The 19,931-nt window shown below is 47.1% G+C and carries 16 protein-coding genes; 7 read left to right on the forward strand and 9 right to left on the reverse strand.

What is annotated here, in order from left to right:
* Nucleotides 1-44 precede the first annotated feature (44 nt).
* The 4 genes from gspF to gspC are packed head-to-tail and all read right to left on the reverse strand — an operon-like array spanning nucleotide 45 to nucleotide 5,747.
* Nucleotides 45-1,265: a type II secretion system inner membrane protein GspF gene (gene gspF, locus KIO97_RS03450; RefSeq protein ID WP_005430086.1), complete on the reverse strand. Its 1,221-nt coding sequence runs from the start codon at nucleotides 1,263-1,265 to the stop codon at nucleotides 45-47.
* Nucleotides 1,265-2,767, reverse strand: coding sequence for a type II secretion system ATPase GspE (gene gspE / locus KIO97_RS03455; protein ID WP_038890212.1), 1,503 nt, complete (start codon nucleotides 2,765-2,767; stop codon nucleotides 1,265-1,267). Before gspE ends, gspF begins: the two co-directional genes overlap by 1 nt.
* Nucleotides 2,760-4,787, reverse strand: a complete 2,028-nt coding sequence (gspD, locus tag KIO97_RS03460) for a type II secretion system secretin GspD (protein ID WP_038890211.1) — start codon at nucleotides 4,785-4,787, stop codon at nucleotides 2,760-2,762. Before gspD ends, gspE begins: the two co-directional genes overlap by 8 nt.
* A 36-nt stretch (nucleotides 4,788-4,823) precedes the next feature.
* Nucleotides 4,824-5,747, reverse strand: coding sequence for a type II secretion system protein GspC (gene gspC, locus KIO97_RS03465; protein WP_285380996.1), 924 nt, complete (start codon nucleotides 5,745-5,747; stop codon nucleotides 4,824-4,826).
* Nucleotides 5,748-6,002: 255 nt separating this feature from the next.
* Between gspC and hslR the strand changes: the two genes are divergently transcribed.
* The 4 genes from hslR to KIO97_RS03485 all read left to right on the forward strand — a co-directional run bounded on the left by hslR (nucleotide 6,003) and on the right by KIO97_RS03485 (nucleotide 11,618).
* Nucleotides 6,003-6,389 carry a ribosome-associated heat shock protein Hsp15 gene (gene hslR, locus KIO97_RS03470; protein WP_285380997.1) on the forward strand — a complete coding sequence of 129 codons (387 nt, stop codon included), beginning with the start codon at nucleotides 6,003-6,005 and terminating at the stop codon, nucleotides 6,387-6,389.
* Nucleotides 6,390-6,420: 31 nt separating this feature from the next.
* The gene (hslO, locus tag KIO97_RS03475) at nucleotides 6,421-7,296 is read left to right on the forward strand and encodes an Hsp33 family molecular chaperone HslO (protein WP_005430180.1); all 876 of its coding nucleotides are present in this window, start codon (nucleotides 6,421-6,423) and stop codon (nucleotides 7,294-7,296) included.
* 337 nt (nucleotides 7,297-7,633) lie between these two features.
* The gene (pckA, locus tag KIO97_RS03480; RefSeq protein WP_005430087.1) at nucleotides 7,634-9,262 is read left to right on the forward strand and encodes a phosphoenolpyruvate carboxykinase (ATP); all 1,629 of its coding nucleotides are present in this window, start codon (nucleotides 7,634-7,636) and stop codon (nucleotides 9,260-9,262) included.
* A gap of 160 nt (nucleotides 9,263-9,422) precedes the next feature.
* Complete coding sequence (locus KIO97_RS03485) at nucleotides 9,423-11,618, forward strand: AsmA family protein (protein ID WP_285380999.1); 2,196 nt, start codon at nucleotides 9,423-9,425, stop codon at nucleotides 11,616-11,618.
* Here KIO97_RS03485 and KIO97_RS03490 read toward each other — a convergent pair.
* From KIO97_RS03490 to KIO97_RS03500, 3 genes are all read right to left on the reverse strand, one after another.
* Entirely contained in the window at nucleotides 11,604-12,521 is a 918-nt protein-coding gene (locus KIO97_RS03490) for a bifunctional GNAT family N-acetyltransferase/hotdog fold thioesterase (protein WP_038890206.1), read from the reverse strand. The two genes, KIO97_RS03485 and KIO97_RS03490, sit on opposite strands and share 15 nt — an antisense overlap.
* Nucleotides 12,522-12,629: 108 nt before the next feature.
* Entirely contained in the window at nucleotides 12,630-13,064 is a 435-nt protein-coding gene (dtd, locus tag KIO97_RS03495; protein WP_005430105.1) for a D-aminoacyl-tRNA deacylase, read from the reverse strand.
* Nucleotides 13,036-13,980 (reverse strand): virulence factor BrkB family protein, encoded by a 945-nt coding sequence (locus KIO97_RS03500; RefSeq protein ID WP_005529070.1) that lies wholly within the window; start codon nucleotides 13,978-13,980, stop codon nucleotides 13,036-13,038. The genes dtd and KIO97_RS03500 overlap by 29 nt, the downstream gene beginning before the upstream one ends.
* A 35-nt stretch (nucleotides 13,981-14,015) precedes the next feature.
* Here KIO97_RS03500 and KIO97_RS03505 point away from each other — a divergent pair, with 35 nt between their 5' ends.
* Nucleotides 14,016-14,657: a DUF2959 domain-containing protein gene (locus KIO97_RS03505; protein WP_005529068.1), complete on the forward strand. Its 642-nt coding sequence runs from the start codon at nucleotides 14,016-14,018 to the stop codon at nucleotides 14,655-14,657.
* An 89-nt stretch (nucleotides 14,658-14,746) separates the two neighbouring features.
* Here KIO97_RS03505 and KIO97_RS03510 read toward each other — a convergent pair whose 3' ends face one another.
* Both KIO97_RS03510 and typA read right to left on the reverse strand, forming a co-directional pair.
* Nucleotides 14,747-15,301 (reverse strand): AAA family ATPase, encoded by a 555-nt coding sequence (locus tag KIO97_RS03510; RefSeq protein WP_285381000.1) that lies wholly within the window; start codon nucleotides 15,299-15,301, stop codon nucleotides 14,747-14,749.
* A 75-nt stretch (nucleotides 15,302-15,376) separates the two neighbouring features.
* Complete coding sequence (gene typA, locus KIO97_RS03515; protein ID WP_285381001.1) at nucleotides 15,377-17,206, reverse strand: translational GTPase TypA; 1,830 nt, start codon at nucleotides 17,204-17,206, stop codon at nucleotides 15,377-15,379.
* Nucleotides 17,207-17,737: 531 nt separating this feature from the next.
* Here typA and glnA point away from each other — a divergent pair.
* Nucleotides 17,738-19,147 carry a glutamate--ammonia ligase gene (gene glnA, locus KIO97_RS03520; protein WP_005529054.1) on the forward strand — a complete coding sequence of 470 codons (1,410 nt, stop codon included), beginning with the start codon at nucleotides 17,738-17,740 and terminating at the stop codon, nucleotides 19,145-19,147.
* A 197-nt stretch (nucleotides 19,148-19,344) separates the two neighbouring features.
* Complete coding sequence (locus KIO97_RS03525) at nucleotides 19,345-19,926, forward strand: DUF4124 domain-containing protein (RefSeq protein WP_045368277.1); 582 nt, start codon at nucleotides 19,345-19,347, stop codon at nucleotides 19,924-19,926.
* Nucleotides 19,927-19,931: the final 5 nt, after the last annotated feature.

Below are 19,931 nucleotides of genomic sequence, written 5' to 3' on the forward strand. Positions count from 1 at the left end.
TAGATTCAAGCCATGTCATTAGTAGACACGACTTAACTCGAATTTTATCCGCTCATCAAGTTATTCATTTCCAACATTGGCATCAATGTCGCCATTACGATGAAAAGAACGAGACCAGCCATCAATGCTATCAGCACTGGAGTGAAGATCCCTAAAGCGATATTCACTGTAGATTCAAAGTTTTGGTCTTGGTTGTCCGCCGCACGTGTCAACATGCTTTCAAGCTCACCACTCTGCTCACCACTGGAAATCATGTGCAGCATCATTGGTGGGAATAAGCGAGTTTGATCGAGCGCTTTACGCAGACTTGCCCCTTCACGCACGTTGTCTGCCGCCACTAACACTTGTTGTTTTACATAACGGTTCGACATAACGTCAACTGCCACACGCATGCCTTCAAGAATAGGAATCGCACTTGAAGTACAAATCGATAAGGTGCGAGCAAATCGCGATGTGTTCAGACCGCGAGAAATCTTGCCAATCAGCGGTAAGCTAAGAATTTTTTGGTCCCAAGCCAAGCGAAAATTTGGTTTCTGTAGTGCCAGTTTTAAACCGTAAAAGAACACCACAAAGACAACAAAAATGATTAAGCCCCATTCTTGGACAAACTCACTCGCAGACAATAGCATTTGCGTCGACTGTGGTAGCTCTTGCCCCATTTGAATGATTGGCTCAATGATTTTCGGCACCACTGAAGAAAGTAGCAATGACACAATGCCCACCGCAAACACCACCAGCACAACTGGGTAAATCATGGCTTGAAGCAGTTTAGAGCGCATCTTCTGACGGTTTTCTACATAATCTGCCAAACGCTCTAGTACCGCATCTAAGTGACCGGACTTTTCACCAGCCGCCACCATAGATCGAAATAGTTCGTCAAACACATGTGGGTAATCACCCAAACTGTCTGCAAGCGGATAACCCTCAGTGACTTTCGAGCGCACGGCCGCAATCATTGAGCGAATGCGTGGTTTTTCAGCCTGCTCTGAGACGGCTTTCAAACACTCTTCCAATGGCATGCCAGATTGCACAAGCGTTGATAGCTGACGCGTAATTAGGGCAAGCTCTGCGGTTTTGATACCTCGTTTAAATCCAACTGATGCACCTGAAGACTTCGCAGCTTTGGCTTTGGCTTCCATCACCTCGACAGGGATCATGCCCTGTTCTTTTAGGCGTTGGCGCACCTGACGAGCATTATCCCCTTCAATGGTGCCTTTCTTTTGTTTGCCTTTCGCGTCTAGCGCTTTGTATTCAAATGCTGCCATTACGCTTCCTTGGTCACTCGCATCACCTCTTCAAGAGAAGTGATACCACGACTGACTTTGCTTAGGCCATCGCTGCGAATGCTTGGCGTGTGAGCTCGTACGGCTTTTTCAATTTCTTGTTCACCCGCTTCACTGTGGATCAGTTCTTGAACCTTCTCATCCACCATTAGAAGTTCGTGAATACCAGTACGACCGCGGTAACCTTTTTGGTTACACACTTCACAGCCTTTTGCACGATGCAGAACCAGCGATTCATGCTCTTCCAGACCGAACAGTTTCTTCTGTTCTTTATCCGCTTCGTATGGCTCTTTACAGTCAGAACAAAGGGTACGAACTAGGCGCTGTGCTAGCACGCCCAATAGCGAAGAAGAGATCAGGAAGGGTTCAATACCCATGTCACGCAGACGAGTAATCGCACCCACAGCCGTGTTGGTGTGTAGTGTCGACATAACCAAGTGACCAGTCAAAGAGGCTTGCACCGCAATCTGTGCAGTCTCTAAGTCACGGATCTCACCGACCATCACTACATCCGGGTCTTGACGAAGAATCGCACGCAGACCTCGCGCAAAGGTCATATCAACCTTAGGGTTTACCTGTGTTTGGCCGATGCCATCGATATCGAATTCGATAGGATCTTCAACAGTCAGAATGTTGCGTTCATTGCTGTTGATCTCTTGCAAGCCCGCGTACAAGGTCGTCGACTTACCCGAACCTGTCGGACCGGTTACCAGGATGATGCCGTGAGGGCGACCAATCAAATGACGGAAGTTGTCATGCACTGAAGGGGTCATACCCAAACTATGCAGGTCAAGACGAGTCGCGTTCTTGTCCAGTAGACGCATTACTACACGCTCACCATGCGATGAAGGCATGGTCGATACACGCACGTCCACCGCACGACCACCGATACGCAGTGAAATACGACCATCTTGAGGTACGCGTTTTTCCGCAATATCCAGCTTCGCCATAACCTTCACACGAGAAACCAGCAAAGGTGCTAGCTTGCGGCTCGGGGTTAAGACTTCACGCAATACACCATCGACACGGAAACGAATCGAAAGGGTTTTCTCGAACGTCTCAATATGGATATCCGACGCCCCTTCTTTGATCGCTTCACCCAACATGGCGTTAATCAATTTGATGATTGGCGCATCATCTTCCGATTCCAACAAATCTTCATCGTGAGGTAGCTCTTCTGCTAATGAGAAGAAGTCATCACTGTCTGCGCCAATGTCTTCCATCAACTGACGGGCTTCAGAAGAATCACGTTGATAAGCTTCAGTGAGCTTTTTATCGAACGCTTCTTTGTCCATCACTTGAGGAATAAAGTTTTGTTTCAGTACTCGACGTACTTCAACCAGAGCCGCAGGGTTAAGCGGCTCTACGTAATACAGAATTGGAGGGCGCTCAGGGTGCTCCGTCTCCAAAACCAGTTTAAAGCGGTTGGCAAAACTGAATGGCAGACGGCGCATACTTGGCGCTGTGTCTAACATATCAACCATTATTCTTTACCATCTGATCAATGAACGCTTGGATTTCAGTAGGATGCTTACGTTCCTGACCAAATTCCGGCATCACTGGAATGTTTGAATCATCCATCAACTTCAAGCCTTCTTGTGCTTTGTATAACTGCTCTGCACGGATGAAGTTGTATTTGCGCTGAGTAATACCATCTGCCGTCATACCATCACGGATGATGGTTGGCTTGATGAATACCATCAGGTTGCGCTTCTCAGTTTGCGTGCTGGTTGATTTGAACAACTGGCCAATCACTGGGATATCACCCAATAGCGGCACTTTTGATTCACTTTCTAGCGCACGCTCATCAACTAAACCACCAAGCACAAGCATTTGGCCGTCTTGGATCATCACAGAGGTGTTTAGCTGACGCTTAGCAAAACGTACGTCAACCGCGCCATTTGCACCCAGAACGTTAGACACTTCTTGCTCAATGTTTAGCTGAACTGAATCACCTTCGTTGATTTGAGGTACCACTTTCAGTTTGATACCGACTTCTTTACGATCGACCGTTTGGAATGGGTTATCGTTATTTGAGCCTGCTGTCGAGCCTGTAATTACCGGCACTTCTTCACCTACGATGAATGACGCTTCACCGTTATCCATTACCGTAATGCTTGGAGAAGACAGAATGTTTGAGTTTGAATCGGATGAAACAGCGGTAATCAATGCCGTCCAGTCACCCATCATGATACTCATTGCTGCACCGTTAACGCCGCCAAGTGCTGCCGCTAGAGTAGAGTAGTCACCAGATTCCGTAACATCATAAGGCGTTCGTTCACCATCGCTGTTGGTGTAGTACTCTGTACGAGTCTGGTCTTTCGCTTCTTCAAGACCAACCATGACATTACCGATTTGCGCACCAGTGTTGCCGTATTGGATTACCGCACCTGTCTCTAGGTTACCCCATTGAACACCAAGGTTAATGCCATCACCTTCTGACATTTCAACGATAAGTGCTTCAATCAGAACCTGTGCACGACGAATATCGAGCTGAGCAATCACGTCTTGCAGTGCCATCATAATATCTGGCGGCGCAGTCAAAACTAGCGAGTTGGTTGCTTCGTGAGCGGCAATCACCACTTCACCACGCTGTGCACTTGATGCGCCTTTTTGACCTGCTTGCTTCTCAGCCTGTAGGTTGTCAGATACGCCTTTTAGTACATCAACTAGGTCTTCCGCTTTCGCGTACTTTAGGTAAACCACGCGGTTATTGCCTTTGGTCGCCATTTCAACGTCAAGTTGACGAATCAAACGCTTCAGGCGCGCACGAACTTTAGGGTCACCAGAAATCAGGATGGAGTTAGTACGCTCATCCGCTACGATTTTTGGTTCTAGGAATTCAGGTGTGCTCTTTTGGTTGGTCGTTTTGTTCAGGGCATCAACGATACGCACCATCTCAGAAGCAGACGCATTGCGCAGCTCTACGACTTCGATTTCTTTGTCACCCGCTTGGTCAACGCGCTTGATGATTTCCGCTAGGCGGTTTACTACCGCAGCGCGACCCGTGATCAAGATGATGTTAGCTGGATCGTAGTGCACCACGTTACCGGCACCTGCGTTATCAATCAGTTGACGCAGTAGCGGAGAAAGTTCACGAACCGACACATTACGCACCGCAACCACACGGGTAATCACGCTGTCGCCTTGCGCACTGTCATCACCCAAAACCGGGATTGCTGACGTTTTTGAATCTTTCGCTTTGATGACTTTCAACACACCATTGTCCATTTCGACAACGGCATAACCGTACACTTCAAGAACGTTCAAGAAGAAGCTGTAGTACTGCTTTTCGTTAAGAACGTCGTAACTACGTACGTCAATCTTACCGCGCACAGACGGGTCAACGATGATGGTCTTCTCTAGGTTGCGACCAACAATATTGATGAATTCTTGAATATCAGTGCCTTTGAAACTTGCACTAAACTCGTTCGCCATCGCACCTGGAGCGCAGAGTAGTGTCCCTGCAAGTAACCAAGTACTTTTGCTAAACCAATGTTTCACGTATGTCTCCCTGAACTTACGCAGCTTGCCTAAGTATTACAATTGGATATAGATGTCGTACTGCTGGCCATCGCGCTCAACAGTCAAATTCAGTTCTTGCGGATCGTTCATCACTTGCATCAGTTCTACTGAAGATGAAGGATCACTTAAATCGATCCCATTTAATTGCACCGCAATATCACCAGGTTTTAGACCGACATCATTAAACAACGCCGCATCACGACCTGGTGAGACGCGATAACCGACGATTCCTCCATCCTTTTTGACTGGAGAAATGTTGATGTACTTGAATACGCTTTGCGGATCTTTGGAAATCTCCGCACGAATTTGGTCGACCTTCTCACTCACCGCTGATGATTTATCCGCTTTCGCCGCTTGCGGGCGGGCTGCTGGACGTGTTTCAGACAGTTTGCTGTACTCGATACCTTCGAGCATTAGGGTTTCATCACGGCCTTGGTTATCGATGATCACACGATCGACCAATACCGCTTTTAATTCTGCACGTGTGCCGTCAATTTCTTCGCCGATACCATAAGTGGCTTGCTTACCTCGATTGGCGATCACCGCTAGGCTCGTTTTTGCGTTGCTGCTCGCAACTGCACCAACAAGTGTTAGGTTTAAGCGAGTTTTAGGCGCATCTTGCACGACAGGTTGTTCTACTACGACCGGCTTTTGCTCGGTGTACTTTCCGAACAAGTTCGCATTTTGAAGGGCGTTGAAATCAATCGCGTCCTTTTTATTCGTAGACGCAACAGCACCTGCTGATGGCTTCCATTGAGTCACATCAGAAGTTTGAGGCATTGCTAGCCACACCACTTTACCCAATATCCAGCCTGTCATTGCGATGAATAGACAAGTTAAGAACAAACTGAGTTTCGCTTGTATGGCGTGATTGTTGGACTTAATCTGAGCCAGTAGCGGGCTGCTTGCTAATCCTGCACTTAGCTCTAAACGCTTCACTGAATTGATTCCTTTATTCTGACGTCGGTCGACCTTAAGTATAAGTAGATAGTGTCGACTCTATCTTGCTAAATTTGCAATAAAATTACTACTCAACAAAGAGCAGTGAACTATATCACAAGTTCTTTTTCATACCTTTTTCTTATGCAGTTTTTGCCAACTCCCTTGAAAAAAAACAGCCTTGGCTCCATCTGTAGGTGAATAATCCACCAGTCACTGCCTTATTATTGCAGTGATTAGATAGTGTAGAGTCGTATGAGTTCCGCAAATGAAGCCGTAAGGCTAGATAAATGGCTATGGGCTGCCAGATTTTATAAAACCCGCTCCGTCGCACGCAATATGGTCGATGGCGGTAAAGTCCACTATAATGGGCAACGAAGCAAACCAAGCAAAATCGTTGAGTTGGGCGCTGAGATTCGTCTTCGCCAAGGTAATGAAGAGAAGACGGTGATTATCGAGAAAATCTCTGATCGTCGCATGGGCGCACCAATCGCTCAAACGCTCTATCGTGAAACTGACGAAAGCATCAGCCAACGCGAAGAGTTCGCGAAACAGCGTAAACTCAACGCCCACAACCCAAGTCCGGAACGCCGCCCAGATAAGAAGCAGCGCCGTGACATCATTAAGTTCAAACACCAATAAAAGCCGGAATTACCGACGAGGAAAGCACTCCATGGCAAATAATGTTTTAAACCGCTACCTATTCGAAGATCTTTCAGTACGTGGCGAGTTGGTTCAATTGGATGAAGCATACCAACGTATTATCTCCAGCAAGGAATATCCGGCAGCACTGCAAAAACTGTTGGGTGAGCTACTCGTTTCAACCACTCTTTTAACGGCAACTTTGAAGTTCGAAGGCTCAATCACTATCCAACTACAAGGTGATGGTCCTGTATCACTGGCTGTAATCAATGGCGATCACGATCAGAAGATCCGTGGCGTTGCACGTTGGGAAGGCGACATTGCGGATGACGCAAGCCTGCACGACATGATGGGTAAAGGCTACCTAGTGATCACTATCGAGCCGAAGAAAGGCGAACGTTACCAAGGTGTCGTTGGCCTAGAAGGTGAAACACTGGCTGACGTTATCGAAGGCTACTTCGCAAACTCAGAGCAGTTGAAGACGCGCCTGTGGATCCGTACTGGTGAACACGAAGGTAAAGCTCACGCAGCAGGCATGATGATTCAGGTAATGCCAGACGGTACGGGTACACCCGAAGACTTCGAGCACCTAGAGCAATTAACAGCAACCGTGAAGAACGAAGAACTGTTCACTCTACCTGCAAACGAACTGCTTTACCGCTTGTACAACCAAGATTCTGTTCGTCTTTACGAACCGCAACCAGTGGAGTTCCACTGTGGCTGTTCTCGTGAACGTAGTGGTGCAGCGATCATTACCGTCGAGCGTGCTGAAATTAATGACATTTTAGCGGAAGAAGGATCAGTTTCTTTACATTGTGATTACTGTGGCACGTCATATTCGTTTGACGAAGCGGAGATCACTGAGCTGTATGCACAAGCCGCTCCAGAGAAGAAAACACTGCATTAATTTTCATAGCTTAACAAGCTTGTAATTTACCCTTCAAAAGGCCAGCATCATGCTGGCCTTTTTGTGATCAAACCCTCTAATTACCTAGCCTCAGACGTAATAAAGCAACCGCTTAATTTTAAATAATTAATAATTCTTTTCCCCTAGCGCAAAGGTTTGCGCCCACGATAAACTATTCGCACCAATATGTGACGGGCTACCTAAAACCTTACTTAAATCATGGGTATTTTTTGAGCTATATCCCTGTTTTATCCCCACCCCGTTGCTAGCATGGTGAGCAGATAAAAATTAAAACATTCTTACAAAATCCCTACAAAAATCCTTATAAGGAGCACCTATGACCGTTATGGAACATACAAAGGCTGCAACAATTGATCTGACCAAACACGGACTGCATAACGTTAAAGAGGTTGTTCGCAACCCAAGCTACGAAATGCTGTTTGAGGAAGAGACCCGTGCTGACCTAACAGGTTATGAACGTGGTGTGGTTACAGAACTCGGCGCGGTTGCCGTAGACACTGGTATCTTTACTGGTCGCTCACCAAAAGATAAGTACATTGTTAAAGATGCAACGACAGAAGAGCACATGTGGTGGACTTCTGACGCAGTGAAAAACGACAACAAACCAATCAACAAAGAAGTATGGGACGACCTAAAAGAGCTAGTGACCAACCAGCTTTCAGGTAAGCGTCTATTTGTGATTGACGGTTATTGTGGTGCAAACCCAGACACTCGTTTGAGCATTCGAGTGATCACCGAAGTAGCGTGGCAGGCGCACTTCGTGAAAAACATGTTCATCCGCCCAACAGAAGAAGAGTTGGCGACGTTTGAACCTGACTTCGTGGTAATGAACGGCGCGAAGTGCACAAACGACAAGTGGGAAGAACAGGGTCTGAACTCTGAAAACTTTACTGTGTTCAACCTAACAGAGCGCATGCAACTGATCGGCGGTACTTGGTACGGCGGCGAAATGAAGAAAGGCATGTTCGCCATGATGAACTACTTCCTTCCGCTGAAAGACATCGCATCGATGCACTGTAGTGCAAACATGGGCGAAGAAGGCGACGTAGCGATTTTCTTCGGCCTGTCTGGCACAGGTAAAACTACCCTATCTACCGACCCTAAACGTGCACTGATTGGTGATGACGAGCACGGTTGGGATGACGACGGCGTATTCAACTTCGAAGGCGGCTGTTACGCGAAGACCATCAAGCTATCGAAAGAAGCCGAGCCTGATATCTACAACGCAATCCGCCGCGATGCTCTATTAGAAAACGTGACGGTTCGTAGCGATGGTTCTATCGACTTTGATGATGGCTCTAAGACAGAGAACACCCGCGTGTCTTACCCACTGCATCACATCGACAACATCGTGAAGCCAGTGTCGAAAGGCGGTCACGCAAACAAAGTGATCTTCCTATCGGCAGATGCGTTCGGCGTGTTACCTCCAGTTTCAAAACTAACGCCTGAGCAAACTAAGTACCACTTCTTGTCTGGCTTTACCGCTAAGCTAGCAGGTACAGAGCGTGGCATCACTGAGCCGACACCAACGTTCTCTGCGTGTTTTGGTGCAGCGTTCCTAACCCTACACCCAACTAAGTACGCTGAAGTGCTAGTGAAACGTATGGAAGCAGCAGGTGCAGAAGCTTACCTAGTCAACACCGGCTGGAACGGCAGCGGCAAACGTATCTCCATCCAAGATACACGCGGCATCATTGATGCAATCCTTGATGGCTCTATTGAAGATGCGAAAACCAAACACATTCCAATCTTCAACCTAGAAGTACCAACTTCACTTCCAGGCGTCGATCCAAGCATCCTTGATCCTCGTGATACCTACGTTGACCCACTACAATGGGAAAGCAAAGCGAAAGACTTGGCAGAGCGCTTCATCAACAACTTTGATAAGTACACTGACAACGCAGAAGGTAAATCACTAGTGGCAGCAGGTCCTCAGCTGGATTAAGCCACTCACTAGACCTTAGTGACCTAGCTACAAAAACAATCTTCAAGCCCCTCTTTTGAGGGGCTTTTTATTGAATCCAGCCCAAGATTGATACAAGCTTAAGCCTATCTAAGTAATTCAATATTCACTTACTCCAATTTATGTACAGGTTTGGGCAGGGATGAAAACAGCAAGTCGAGTTCTACTTCTAATACTCATACTGGCGATCGCCGTTCCGGCCGTCTTTGTAGGCATGCTGACCACCTCGCATTCTCGCCAAACGTGGAATCTGTTTTCCGATTTAGTCGATTTGCCACTGCAAGCGGATAACGTTCAATACGAGTTTCCTTACCACCTCACCCTCAATGGCGTGGCAACCAAACAACAAAATCTCCCCTTCATTGAGCAAGTCGATCTCTGGCTGAACCCGGATGTTCGTCGCGATGGAAAATGGATTTTCGACAGTTTGCTGATTGATGGGTTGAGTCTACAGCAAGGTATGCCAACACTGCCCGCGCTGGGCAATGTTTACTTCCACCAAATCGCCTTGAAGAACATCGATTACGCCGATGATGCATTCAGCATTACGGGGTTAGATGTGCAAATCCAAGATCCAATATGGTCGAGCGACACTCAGCAAGTGCCATACGGTGAGATTCAGCTCTCTGCCGAACAATTGCATTGGAATGGCGAAGCCTTTGATAAATTACTCATCGACGTGGATTACAAAGCGCAAGACAGCACCCTTTACGGCGCCTCATTTAACTGGCGTGGCAGCGAAGTATCGGGTCAAGGCGAACAATACCCACAAGGTTGGTCAATCATAAACATGACCGTCGATAAACTAAAAATCGACAACCTACAGCTACAATCTTTGCTTGCTAAGCCTTGGCAGGCCCTGCCCGTTCATATCAGCCATATCAACAGTCTCGATCTGTTAAATGCAGATATCGAATACGGAGATTGGCATTGGCAAAACCTAGAGCTATCGCTAGAAAACGCCTCCTTACCGTTGTCACTGTGGGGGACCACTGCGCAGCTTTCTCTGCAAGCTGATAGCGTCAGTTTTCAAGATCAAACTGCGATTGAACCTCGCTTAAATGCCACGCTCAAGTCAGGTTCGATTCAACTGAAAGAACTGAGTTTGGATTGGCAACAAGGTCGTGTGCAGGTATCTGGTGAGTTTGAGCCTGAGCATTGGAAAATCAACAACGCGACTATCAGTGGATTGAAATGGGCGATCCAACCAGATGACAAGGTGGACTGGTGGCAAAAAGCCACGGAGAGGCTCCAGCAAGTCGATGTGAAGAAGTTAGAGATAGAACGCAGCCAAGTTATCCAGTTATCCAAACAGCCTTACTGGCAGCTTTCTGGCTTGAATTTGGAAGGTGACCAGCTCGAAGTAAAGCACAACAACGGTCATTGGGGCATTTGGAGTGGCAAGCTTGATGCCAGCGTGGTAAACGCGAGTTACGACCAAGTCATCACATCACACGCTGCGATTACAACACAAAGTGACGATGGACTCTGGCAGTTAACGCGTTTGTTTGCACCTCTGGAGCAAGGCTATATTGAAGGCTTAGGTCAAATCGACCTCAGTACCACCAGCCAACCTTGGACGCTTAACCTCAATGCGGATGGAATCCATCTGCTGTTGCTTCATCCCTACTTACCAACAGCACTCGCGGTCAATGGCTTCTCCGATTTAAGCCTCGATTTAAAAGGCTTGGCGGGTGATCAAAATATGCTTGCTTACAGCTTGTCGGGAGAAGTGGAAGCTAACCTACGCGATACCACCTTGAAGTCACAAGCGGATGATTCACTCAAGGCGATCACCTTCAGCCCATTACGTTTACGCGCTCAGCGTGGTGAAGTGAAACTTCAACCAGTAACCATTTCAGGCAAGGCTATTTCGGGTAACTTGTCTGGTGAATTTGATATGGCAAACAACCCGCTTTCTGGCGTGATTTATCAACTCAAAGACACGTGTGGAGTGATTAAAGGTGATGTGCTGAGTGGCGAAATCGAAACAAATGAGTGCCAACATAAGCCAAAACAGAAAGAGCAAACGGAGCCAGAACAAAGCACTCCCGAACCAAGCAAGGTCACGCACAATGCGGCAATCAACTTAGAACAGCATGAAGAAGAGCTAAGTGAGGAAGTGATGGAGGAAGAAGAGCCAACCGCAACATCACATTCCGAAGAGCAGCTTATCTCTGCCCCAGAGGTCTCAGCGAACGACTCGATTAACGAAGAAGCGTCTCCTGAAGAACACAATACTTCGGAGGCGAACCATTCAGCGACGGAACAAGGCGCATCAGCTAACCAAGATGCGCCACAAGAAACACCAGCCCCCGCCCCACTAACAGCTAAGTAGCTGAGAGTAATTCGGCAACAGCATGTACGTGCCGACAAAATCAACCGCTGGTACGTCTCCACTGTAAATCACCACATGGATAACAATACGCGCTTTACGCCCTGATGCGAGCCTGTCCAAATCACCACTAATGCCATCGAGCGAGGTACTCGCTACTGGGTTCTGCTCGACCGGATGACGATAACGAATTGAACTGTCTGCTAATACGATGTCACCGTGCAAACCACGCTCTTTCATCAACAGCCACGTCATGCCCCACCCAGTCAGTGTCGCCAGAGTAAAAGCAGAGCCCGCAAACATGGTATTGTGTGGATTCAAGTTTGGGTTAAGCTGCGCGCTACACTCAAACTGGTAACCTGTGTATTGGTTGATTTTGATCCCCATTTTATCCGCGATCGGGATCTGCGCTTCCCAACGCTGTTGCAACTCGGTACACCAATCAGGGCGACGTAGCACATCCGCCATTGGGTCAAGCTGTTTAACCATTTGTTGGTGACGCACGGGACCACGTTCATCGGTAAGCTCACCGCGACGCTCAAAACCATTCTTCTCATAGAAGGCAATCGCGTCTTCACGGGCATTACACACCAGACGCTTCGCCCCTTCTTGCCGAGCTAACGACTCAAGCGCCACCAGCACTAATGAGCCCATGCCTTTGCTGCGACGGTTGTTCTTCACCGCCATATAGCGGATCTGGCCATCGTTATCTGGGGTAATGTACAACCGACCAATCGCCATCGGACGACCACGACTGTCGGTAATCATGCGGTGATGGCTCATGCCATCGTACTCATCACGCTCGGAGCCTACAGGCATACGCCAAGGTTCGCGTAGCAACTGCCAACGAAATTGATAGTACTTGTTGAGCTGATTTTCTGTTTTTGGAGTTATGAGTTTGAACATATCAATCCTTTGAAAGTACAAATCAAATGAAAGCCTTAGGAGAAAATACCCAAGCAAATTCAATTTACTTGGGCTTAAAGCTTAGACCATGATGTTGTGGTTGCCAGATTAGACCTGTAGCCAAAAAGTCACTGGACCGTCATTAATTAATGACACTTTCATATCCGCCGCGAAGCGACCGCGTTGTGTTGGCAGTTCTTGCTCACACAAGTCCGAGAAGTAGTCATACAGACGTTCTGCATCCGCAGGATGCGCGCCGCGAGAAAAACCTGCGCGAGTGCCCTTTTTAGTATCCGCTGGTAACGTAAATTGAGACACCACCAAAACCTGACCGTTCACTTGTTTGACGTTGAGGTTCATTTTGCCTTCGTCGTCTTCAAATACACGATAAGTGGTTACGCGCTCCATCAAACGTTTTGCTTTTGCTTCATCATCGTCCTTCTCTACACCAAGTAGGACAAGTAGACCTTGGTCGATTTCACCGACAACTTCACCTTCTACACGAACGGCGGCTTCACTGACTCGTTGAATTAGCGCTATCACGACTCTCGCTTCCTTCATCTGTTAATTGTAATTCAGCGGTCGAGTGTATCATTTCTAAGTCGTCACTCCAGTGCTCTCTTTCACCCAAAGCGGCCGTGACTTCCGCACCAATGAGCACAATCAACCAGCACAAATACACCCACACAAACAGAATCGGAATCGCAGCAAGTGCGCCATAAATTAATTGGTAAGAAGGGAATTGAGTAATGTAGAAAGCAAAGCCCTTCTTACTCAATTCAAACAACACCGCGGCGATGGCTGCACCAATAGCACCGTGGGACAGATAAACCTTCTTGTTTGGCACTAAGAAGTACAGCCCCATGAATGCGAAGAATGACAGCAGCAGAGGCAGCCAGCGCAAAAACAGGTTATAAGCGCCCGACAAGGTTTCGTTTTCAATCAGCTTAAGCGATGTTACGTAAGAGGTTGCGGCAATACTCGCGCCGACCAGAATCGGACCAAGGGTCAACACCATCCAGTACATAGAAAATGAGAATACTGGGCGACGTTTGTCTTTCACTCGCCAAATGTAGTTTAAGTTTTTGTCGATGTTGGAAATCAGCATCAAGGCAGCAACAAACAAGAATGCACCACCCACGGCGGTCATCTTGCCTGTGTTCGATACAAACTCTTGCAATGCGGTTCTTACCGCATCACCAGAAGCGGGGACGAAGTTATCAATGATATACCCTTGCAAGGTTTCGCCCACATTCTCAAATACCGGAAACTTCGACAATATCGACAGCAATACCGTCAACATCGGCACAATAGACAACAAAGTGATGTAAGCTAAATAGCCTGCGTTAACATTGACGCGATCGTGCGTCATGCGCTTGAGCAAATATTGGAAAAACGCGACGCTCCCCGGCACGAGCTTGCTCAATCTCACCTTGTAACTCTCTGATAACTGGTTCATAGTTCATCCCATAAATTAGCGTCGAGGACATAAGAATGCCTTATTTATTAGCAATTGTACTATCAATTTTCACTTTGACAGGATGTCAATCCGCATATTATTCAGCAATGGAGCAAGTGGGATACCACAAACGCGACATTATGGTTGACCGCGTGGAAGACGCCAAAGAGTCTCAACAAGATGCACAAGAAGAATTTACCAGTGCGCTAGAAGCCCTTTCGGCACTGACCAACTTTGATGGCGGTGAGCTAGAAAGCGTCTACAACAACATTAACGACAAATACGAAGACAGCGAAAAAGCGGCGCAAGATGTGCGCGACCGTATTGCTGCAATTGAAGATGTGTCGGATGCACTATTTGAAGAGTGGCAAGGTGAGCTAGACCTGTATACTAGCGCCAAACTGCGTCGCTCTAGCGAACAAAAGCTGCGTGAAACCAAAGCCTCTTACAAGAGTATGCTAAGCGCGATGAAGCGTGCAGAAGACAAGATGACGCCAGTGTTGAATACGCTGCGTGACAACACGCTTTACCTCAAGCATAACTTGAACGCGAGCGCGATCGGCTCACTGAAAGGCGAGTTCTCTAGCCTAGAGAAAGACATTCAATACGCAATTAAGCAAATGAATGCCGCGATTGCTGAATCAGACAAGTTCTTGCAACAGCTGAATCAAAAGTAATTCGATAAAGCCTCCTCCTCGTGAGGAGGTTTTGCTATCTGGCGACCAAACTCAGTTCTTCGCTAAGTGAGCTGAATACCGACCGAGCTCTAATCACCTTCCTCACCTTCTACCTCGACCACTAAGCCCATTACTTGTCGAACAAACGCCACTCGTTCTTCCACACTTCCCCATGGTACTTCGACTACTTCGTAACCCAATTCCGCATAGGTATCGACTAGAGTTTGATGGATTTGTAGCGCTTCTTCAAAGCTGTGTGGGCGCACATCATCTTGAACATAGATAGAGGCCTCTGGTCGACAAGTGAGCACCTTACTTTGGTACCCAGCACTCTCAATCAAGAAGGCTTGCTCAACAGGACAACCTCCAACTTGTAGGTATGCCACGATGTCTGGGATAGCACGGTCAACGAAGGCAACCTCATGACTCAGTGCGTCTTGCTTTTGCTTACCCATCAACTCAAGGCATAAGTTAGCGAACTCAGGTAGGTTAGTCCAAGGCAAGACACCGTTATCCAGCTGGCTTTGCTGTTCAATCAAGGTGCGAGAGCCCTCAGCAAAGGTGGCATAGCCCAACCCACCTAACGCATTCAGTAACGTGGTTTTACCCGCCCCAGGACCACCCGTAATCACGATTGGCTGCATAGCCTTATTCCTTTAGATACAAAAAGCCCCGAGCATGACTCGGGGCTTGTTCTTAATCGAATCCGTTACAGCAGATTATTTTGCTGCACGTGAAGCACGTTTACGATCGCTTTCCGTTAGGAATTTCTTACGGATACGGATGCTTTCAGGTGTTACTTCTACTAGTTCGTCATCATCGATGAACTCTAGTGCTTGCTCAAGAGTCATCTTGATTGGCGGAGTAAGAACCTGTGCGTCATCTGTACCAGATGCACGAACGTTAGTCAGCTGCTTACCTTTCAGTGCGTTTACTGTTAGGTCGTTGTCGCGGCTGTGGATACCGATAACCATGCCTTCGTAAACTTCAACACCGTGACCGATGAATAGACGACCACGTTCTTGTAGGTTAAACAGTGCGTTTGTTAGCGCTTTACCCATCGCGTTCGCGATTAGTACACCGTTAACACGTTGACCGATGTTACCGCCTTTGTGTGGGCCGTAGTGGTCAAATGTATGGTATAGAAGACCAGAACCTGAAGTCAGTGTCATGAACTCAGTTTGGAAACCGATCAGACCACGTGATGGCATTTCGAAGTCCATACGTACACGGCCTTTACCATCTGGAGACATGTCTTTCAGCTCACCTTTACGTAGGCCGATGTTCTCCATGATGCCGCCTTGGTGCTCTTCCATAACGTCGATCGTTACAGTCTCGAACGGTTCCATTAGCTGACCATCTTCTTCTTTGATGATTACTTCTGGACGAGATACAGCAAGCTCGAAGCCTTCACGACGCATGTTTTCGATCAGGATAGATAGGTGAAGTTCACCACGGCCTGATACGCGGAATTTGTCTGGATCGTCTGTTTGCTCAACACGTAGTGCAACGTTGTGTACCAGTTCCTTCTCTAGACGCTCAAGGATGTTACGTGAAGTTACGAACTTACCTTCTTTACCAGCGAATGGAGACGTGTTTACTTGGAACGTCATCGTTACTGTTGGTTCATCAACAGATAGCGGTGGTAGTGCTTCAACTTGGTTTTGTGCACAGATAGTGTCAGAGATTTTTAGCTCGCCAAGACCAGTGATTGCAATGATATCACCCGCATTCGCTTGCTCAACTTCGTGACGCTCTAGGCCTAGGTAGCCCATTACTGTACCTACTTTACCGTTGCGAGTCTTACCGTCAGCACCGATAACCGTTACTTGTTGGTTTGGCTTAACGCTACCACGAGTTACACGTGCAACACCGATAACACCAACGTAAGAGCTGTAATCTAGCTGAGAAACTTGCATCTGTAGAGGACCGTCTAGGTCAACTTGAGGTGCAGTTACTTCTTCAACGATAGTTTGGAACAGTGGTTCCATGTTCTCGCCAGTTTCGCCTTCTTCTAGCGCAGCCCAACCGTTAAGTGCTGACGCGTAAACAACTTTAAAGTCTAGCTGTTCGTCAGTTGCACCTAGGTTGTCGAATAGGTCGAATACTTGATCCATAACCCAATCAGGACGTGCACCAGGGCGGTCAATCTTGTTGATTACAACGATTGGCTTAAGGCCGTGAGCAAATGCTTTTTGCGTTACGAAACGCGTTTGTGGCATTGGGCCATCAACTGCGTCAACGATAAGTAGTACTGAATCTACCATCGACATGATACGTTCTACTTCACCACCGAAGTCCGCGTGTCCCGGAGTATCTACGATGTTGATGCGGTAGTCATTCCAGTTAATTGCTGTGTTTTTAGCAAGAATGGTAATGCCACGCTCTTTCTCAATGTCGTTCGAGTCCATGACTCGCTCTTCAGCTTCACCGCGAGACTCTAGCGTGCCTGATTGTTGTAGCAGCTTGTCAACCAACGTTGTTTTACCGTGGTCAACGTGCGCGATAATCGCGATATTTCTTAATTTATCAATCTGTGGAGTAGCCATGGATATTGATTCACTTAGATAGATGAAATGCCCCCATGCCGAGAACGGGTGCTCTCTGGCGACATTTGCTGATTAAAAAAACGGCCATAATGTACCAGATTTTAGCAAAAAGCCTAGAAATATGTGATCTACTCCTTAGCTTTTATAGCAAATTTACGCTTAGCGCCCACTTTCTCTCGCCCAGCGAATTGATTCAACGCAATTTTATTCCAATCGTTGCTTATTAGAAATTGACTCTTGCTCAAAAACTGGGCTAGATAAGCAACATGGTTGTCACATTGTGGTGCAATAATAAAAATATGCACCATTACAGTGCAGCCAAAGATCATTTTGGTGCAATCGTTTGCACCAAACTAGTATCTAAAAACATAATTCCTTGAAATTAATGGAATAATTTTTTTGGCACGGTTTTGGCTTTAGAGAAAACAGCATCGATTAATAAAATGTCAAATAAATTAATCAATGCTGGATTTAATCAATTTTTCATAAATCGAGCTTTTACCGCTTTATTAACACTGGAGGTTATCCAAGATGTCAGTAGAAAACGTTTTATCACTGATCCAAGAAAACGAAGTTAAGTTTGTTGACCTACGCTTCACTGATACAAAAGGTAAAGAGCAGCACATCTCTATCCCTGCTCACCAAATCGACGCAGACTTCTTCGAAGAAGGTAAAATGTTCGATGGTTCATCAGTTGCTGGCTGGAAAGGCATTAACGAATCAGACATGGTTATGATGCCAGACGCATCTTCTGCAGTGCTTGACCCATTCACTGAAGATGCAACGCTAAACATCCGTTGTGACATCCTTGAGCCTGCAACAATGCAAGGCTACGACCGCGACCCTCGCTCTATCGCTAAGCGTGCTGAAGACTTCATGCGTTCTACTGGTATTGCAGATACTGTTCTTATCGGTCCTGAGCCAGAGTTCTTCCTATTTGACGACGTTAAGTTCGCGACTGACATGTCTGGTTCTTTCTTTAAGATTGACGACGTAGAAGCAGCGTGGAACACAGGTTCTGATTACGAAGAAGGTAACAAAGGTCACCGTCCAGGCGTTAAAGGTGGTTACTTCCCAGTAGCTCCAGTAGATTCATCTCAAGACATCCGTTCTGCTATGTGTCTAGTAATGGAAGAGATGGGCCTAGTTGTTGAAGCGCACCACCACGAAGTAGCAACTGCGGGTCAAAACGAAATCGCTACTCGCTTTAACACGCTAACAACCAAAGCTGACGAAATCCAAATCTACAAGTACGTTGTACACAACGTTGCTCACGCGTTTGGTAAGACAGCGACATTCATGCCTAAGCCACTAGTTGGTGACAACGGTAGCGGTATGCACGTTCACCAATCTCTAGCAAAAGACGGTGTAAACCTATTTGCTGGTGACAAGTACGGCGGCCTATCTGAAACTGCACTTTACTACATCGGCGGTATCATCAAGCACGCTCGCGCAATCAACGCATTTGCTAACCCATCAACTAACTCGTACAAGCGTCTTGTACCAGGCTTCGAAGCACCAGTTATGCTAGCTTACTCAGCACGTAACCGTTCTGCTTCTATCCGTATCCCAGTGGTACCAAGCCCTAAAGCGCGTCGTATCGAAGTTCGTTTTGGTGACCCAGCGGCTAACCCATACCTAGCGTTCGCAGCAATGCTAATGGCTGGTCTTGACGGTATTAAGAACAAGATCCACCCAGGCGAAGCGATGGATAAAGACCTTTACGACCTACCAGCTGAAGAAGCAGCAGAAATCCCAACTGTTGCATACTCACTGAAAGATGCTCTAGAAGAACTAGATGCTGACCGTGAGTTCCTAACAGCAGGCGGCGTATTCTCTGATGACTTCATCGATTCTTACATCGGCCTTAAGTCTCAAGATGTAGAGAAAGTAAACATGACAACTCACCCACTTGAGTTCGAACTTTACTACTCTGTATAAGGTCTCAACTGTGTAAAATGTAAACACAGAAACAAAATATTAGGCTCGCCTCGCAGGCGGGCCTTTTTTGTATTCGCTCGCCCTATATGGGCGTTTAACATGGAGGGATAACAAAAATACGCTCAAACTCTTTTACTTGATAAGTCAAAGAGCTAAGCAATCCAAACGTGAAATCATCTATCAAAAGAAGGTGAGCAATGAAAGTTCAGCTTTTACCATCGCTATGCGCCTTAAGTGGCTTACTGATCGCCACAACAGTCTCTGCTCAAGTCGCTTACACTTGGGTCGATAAAGACGGCGTTGTGCATTTTAGCGATACTCCAAACCAAGGCGCAAAAGCCATCTCGCTACCTAATCTAGAATCCAGTGCGCCAGCACCAAAAGTAGAAAGTACCGAGTCTCTGGCACCACAAGCAAAAACGACATCAGAGCCCACAACAGATGAGCAAACAAAGGCAGAAAAGCCACTGCCTCTTTCCCTTTCTATGCTCACGCCACAGCATGATGAAACCATTCGCAGCAACCCTGGCGCTATCAATATCCAACTCGAAGCCAACCGTAAATTGGGGATTGGCGAGCAGTTGCAACTCTTCCTTGATGGTAAGCCATATGGGGCGCCACAAAGCCGTTTAACTTGGCAATTGAAGAACATCGATCGTGGTACACACACCCTTGCGGTACAAGCCAAAAGAAGCGGCAAGCTTATTGCATCTACTAGCCCTATAACGGTGCATTTACATAGAGCGAGTATCAAGCCGACCATTAAAGGGGCAAAGTAGAATAT

Source organism: Vibrio sp. B181a (assembly GCF_030248375.1).
Lineage (GTDB): Bacteria > Pseudomonadota > Gammaproteobacteria > Enterobacterales > Vibrionaceae > Vibrio > Vibrio campbellii.

Excerpts from the sequence above, each read along its gene's own strand:
- typA (WP_285381001.1), bottom strand. The coding sequence starts at position 17,206 with ATGGCTACTCCACAGATTGATAAATTAAGAAATATCGCGATTATCGCG.
- KIO97_RS03510 (WP_285381000.1), bottom strand. The coding sequence starts at position 15,301 with ATGCAGCCAATCGTGATTACGGGTGGTCCTGGGGCGGGTAAAACCACG.
- KIO97_RS03490 (WP_038890206.1), bottom strand. The coding sequence starts at position 12,521 with ATGTTCAAACTCATAACTCCAAAAACAGAAAATCAGCTCAACAAGTAC.
- gspF (WP_005430086.1), bottom strand. The coding sequence starts at position 1,265 with ATGGCAGCATTTGAATACAAAGCGCTAGACGCGAAAGGCAAACAAAAG.
- pckA (WP_005430087.1), top strand. The coding sequence starts at position 7,634 with ATGACCGTTATGGAACATACAAAGGCTGCAACAATTGATCTGACCAAA.
- glnA (WP_005529054.1), top strand. The coding sequence starts at position 17,738 with ATGTCAGTAGAAAACGTTTTATCACTGATCCAAGAAAACGAAGTTAAG.
- KIO97_RS03525 (WP_045368277.1), top strand. The coding sequence starts at position 19,345 with ATGAAAGTTCAGCTTTTACCATCGCTATGCGCCTTAAGTGGCTTACTG.
- KIO97_RS03485 (WP_285380999.1), top strand. The coding sequence starts at position 9,423 with ATGAAAACAGCAAGTCGAGTTCTACTTCTAATACTCATACTGGCGATC.
- KIO97_RS03505 (WP_005529068.1), top strand. The coding sequence starts at position 14,016 with ATGCCTTATTTATTAGCAATTGTACTATCAATTTTCACTTTGACAGGA.
- hslR (WP_285380997.1), top strand. The coding sequence starts at position 6,003 with ATGAGTTCCGCAAATGAAGCCGTAAGGCTAGATAAATGGCTATGGGCT.
- gspE (WP_038890212.1), bottom strand. The coding sequence starts at position 2,767 with ATGGTTGATATGTTAGACACAGCGCCAAGTATGCGCCGTCTGCCATTC.
- hslO (WP_005430180.1), top strand. The coding sequence starts at position 6,421 with ATGGCAAATAATGTTTTAAACCGCTACCTATTCGAAGATCTTTCAGTA.
- KIO97_RS03500 (WP_005529070.1), bottom strand. The coding sequence starts at position 13,980 with ATGAACCAGTTATCAGAGAGTTACAAGGTGAGATTGAGCAAGCTCGTG.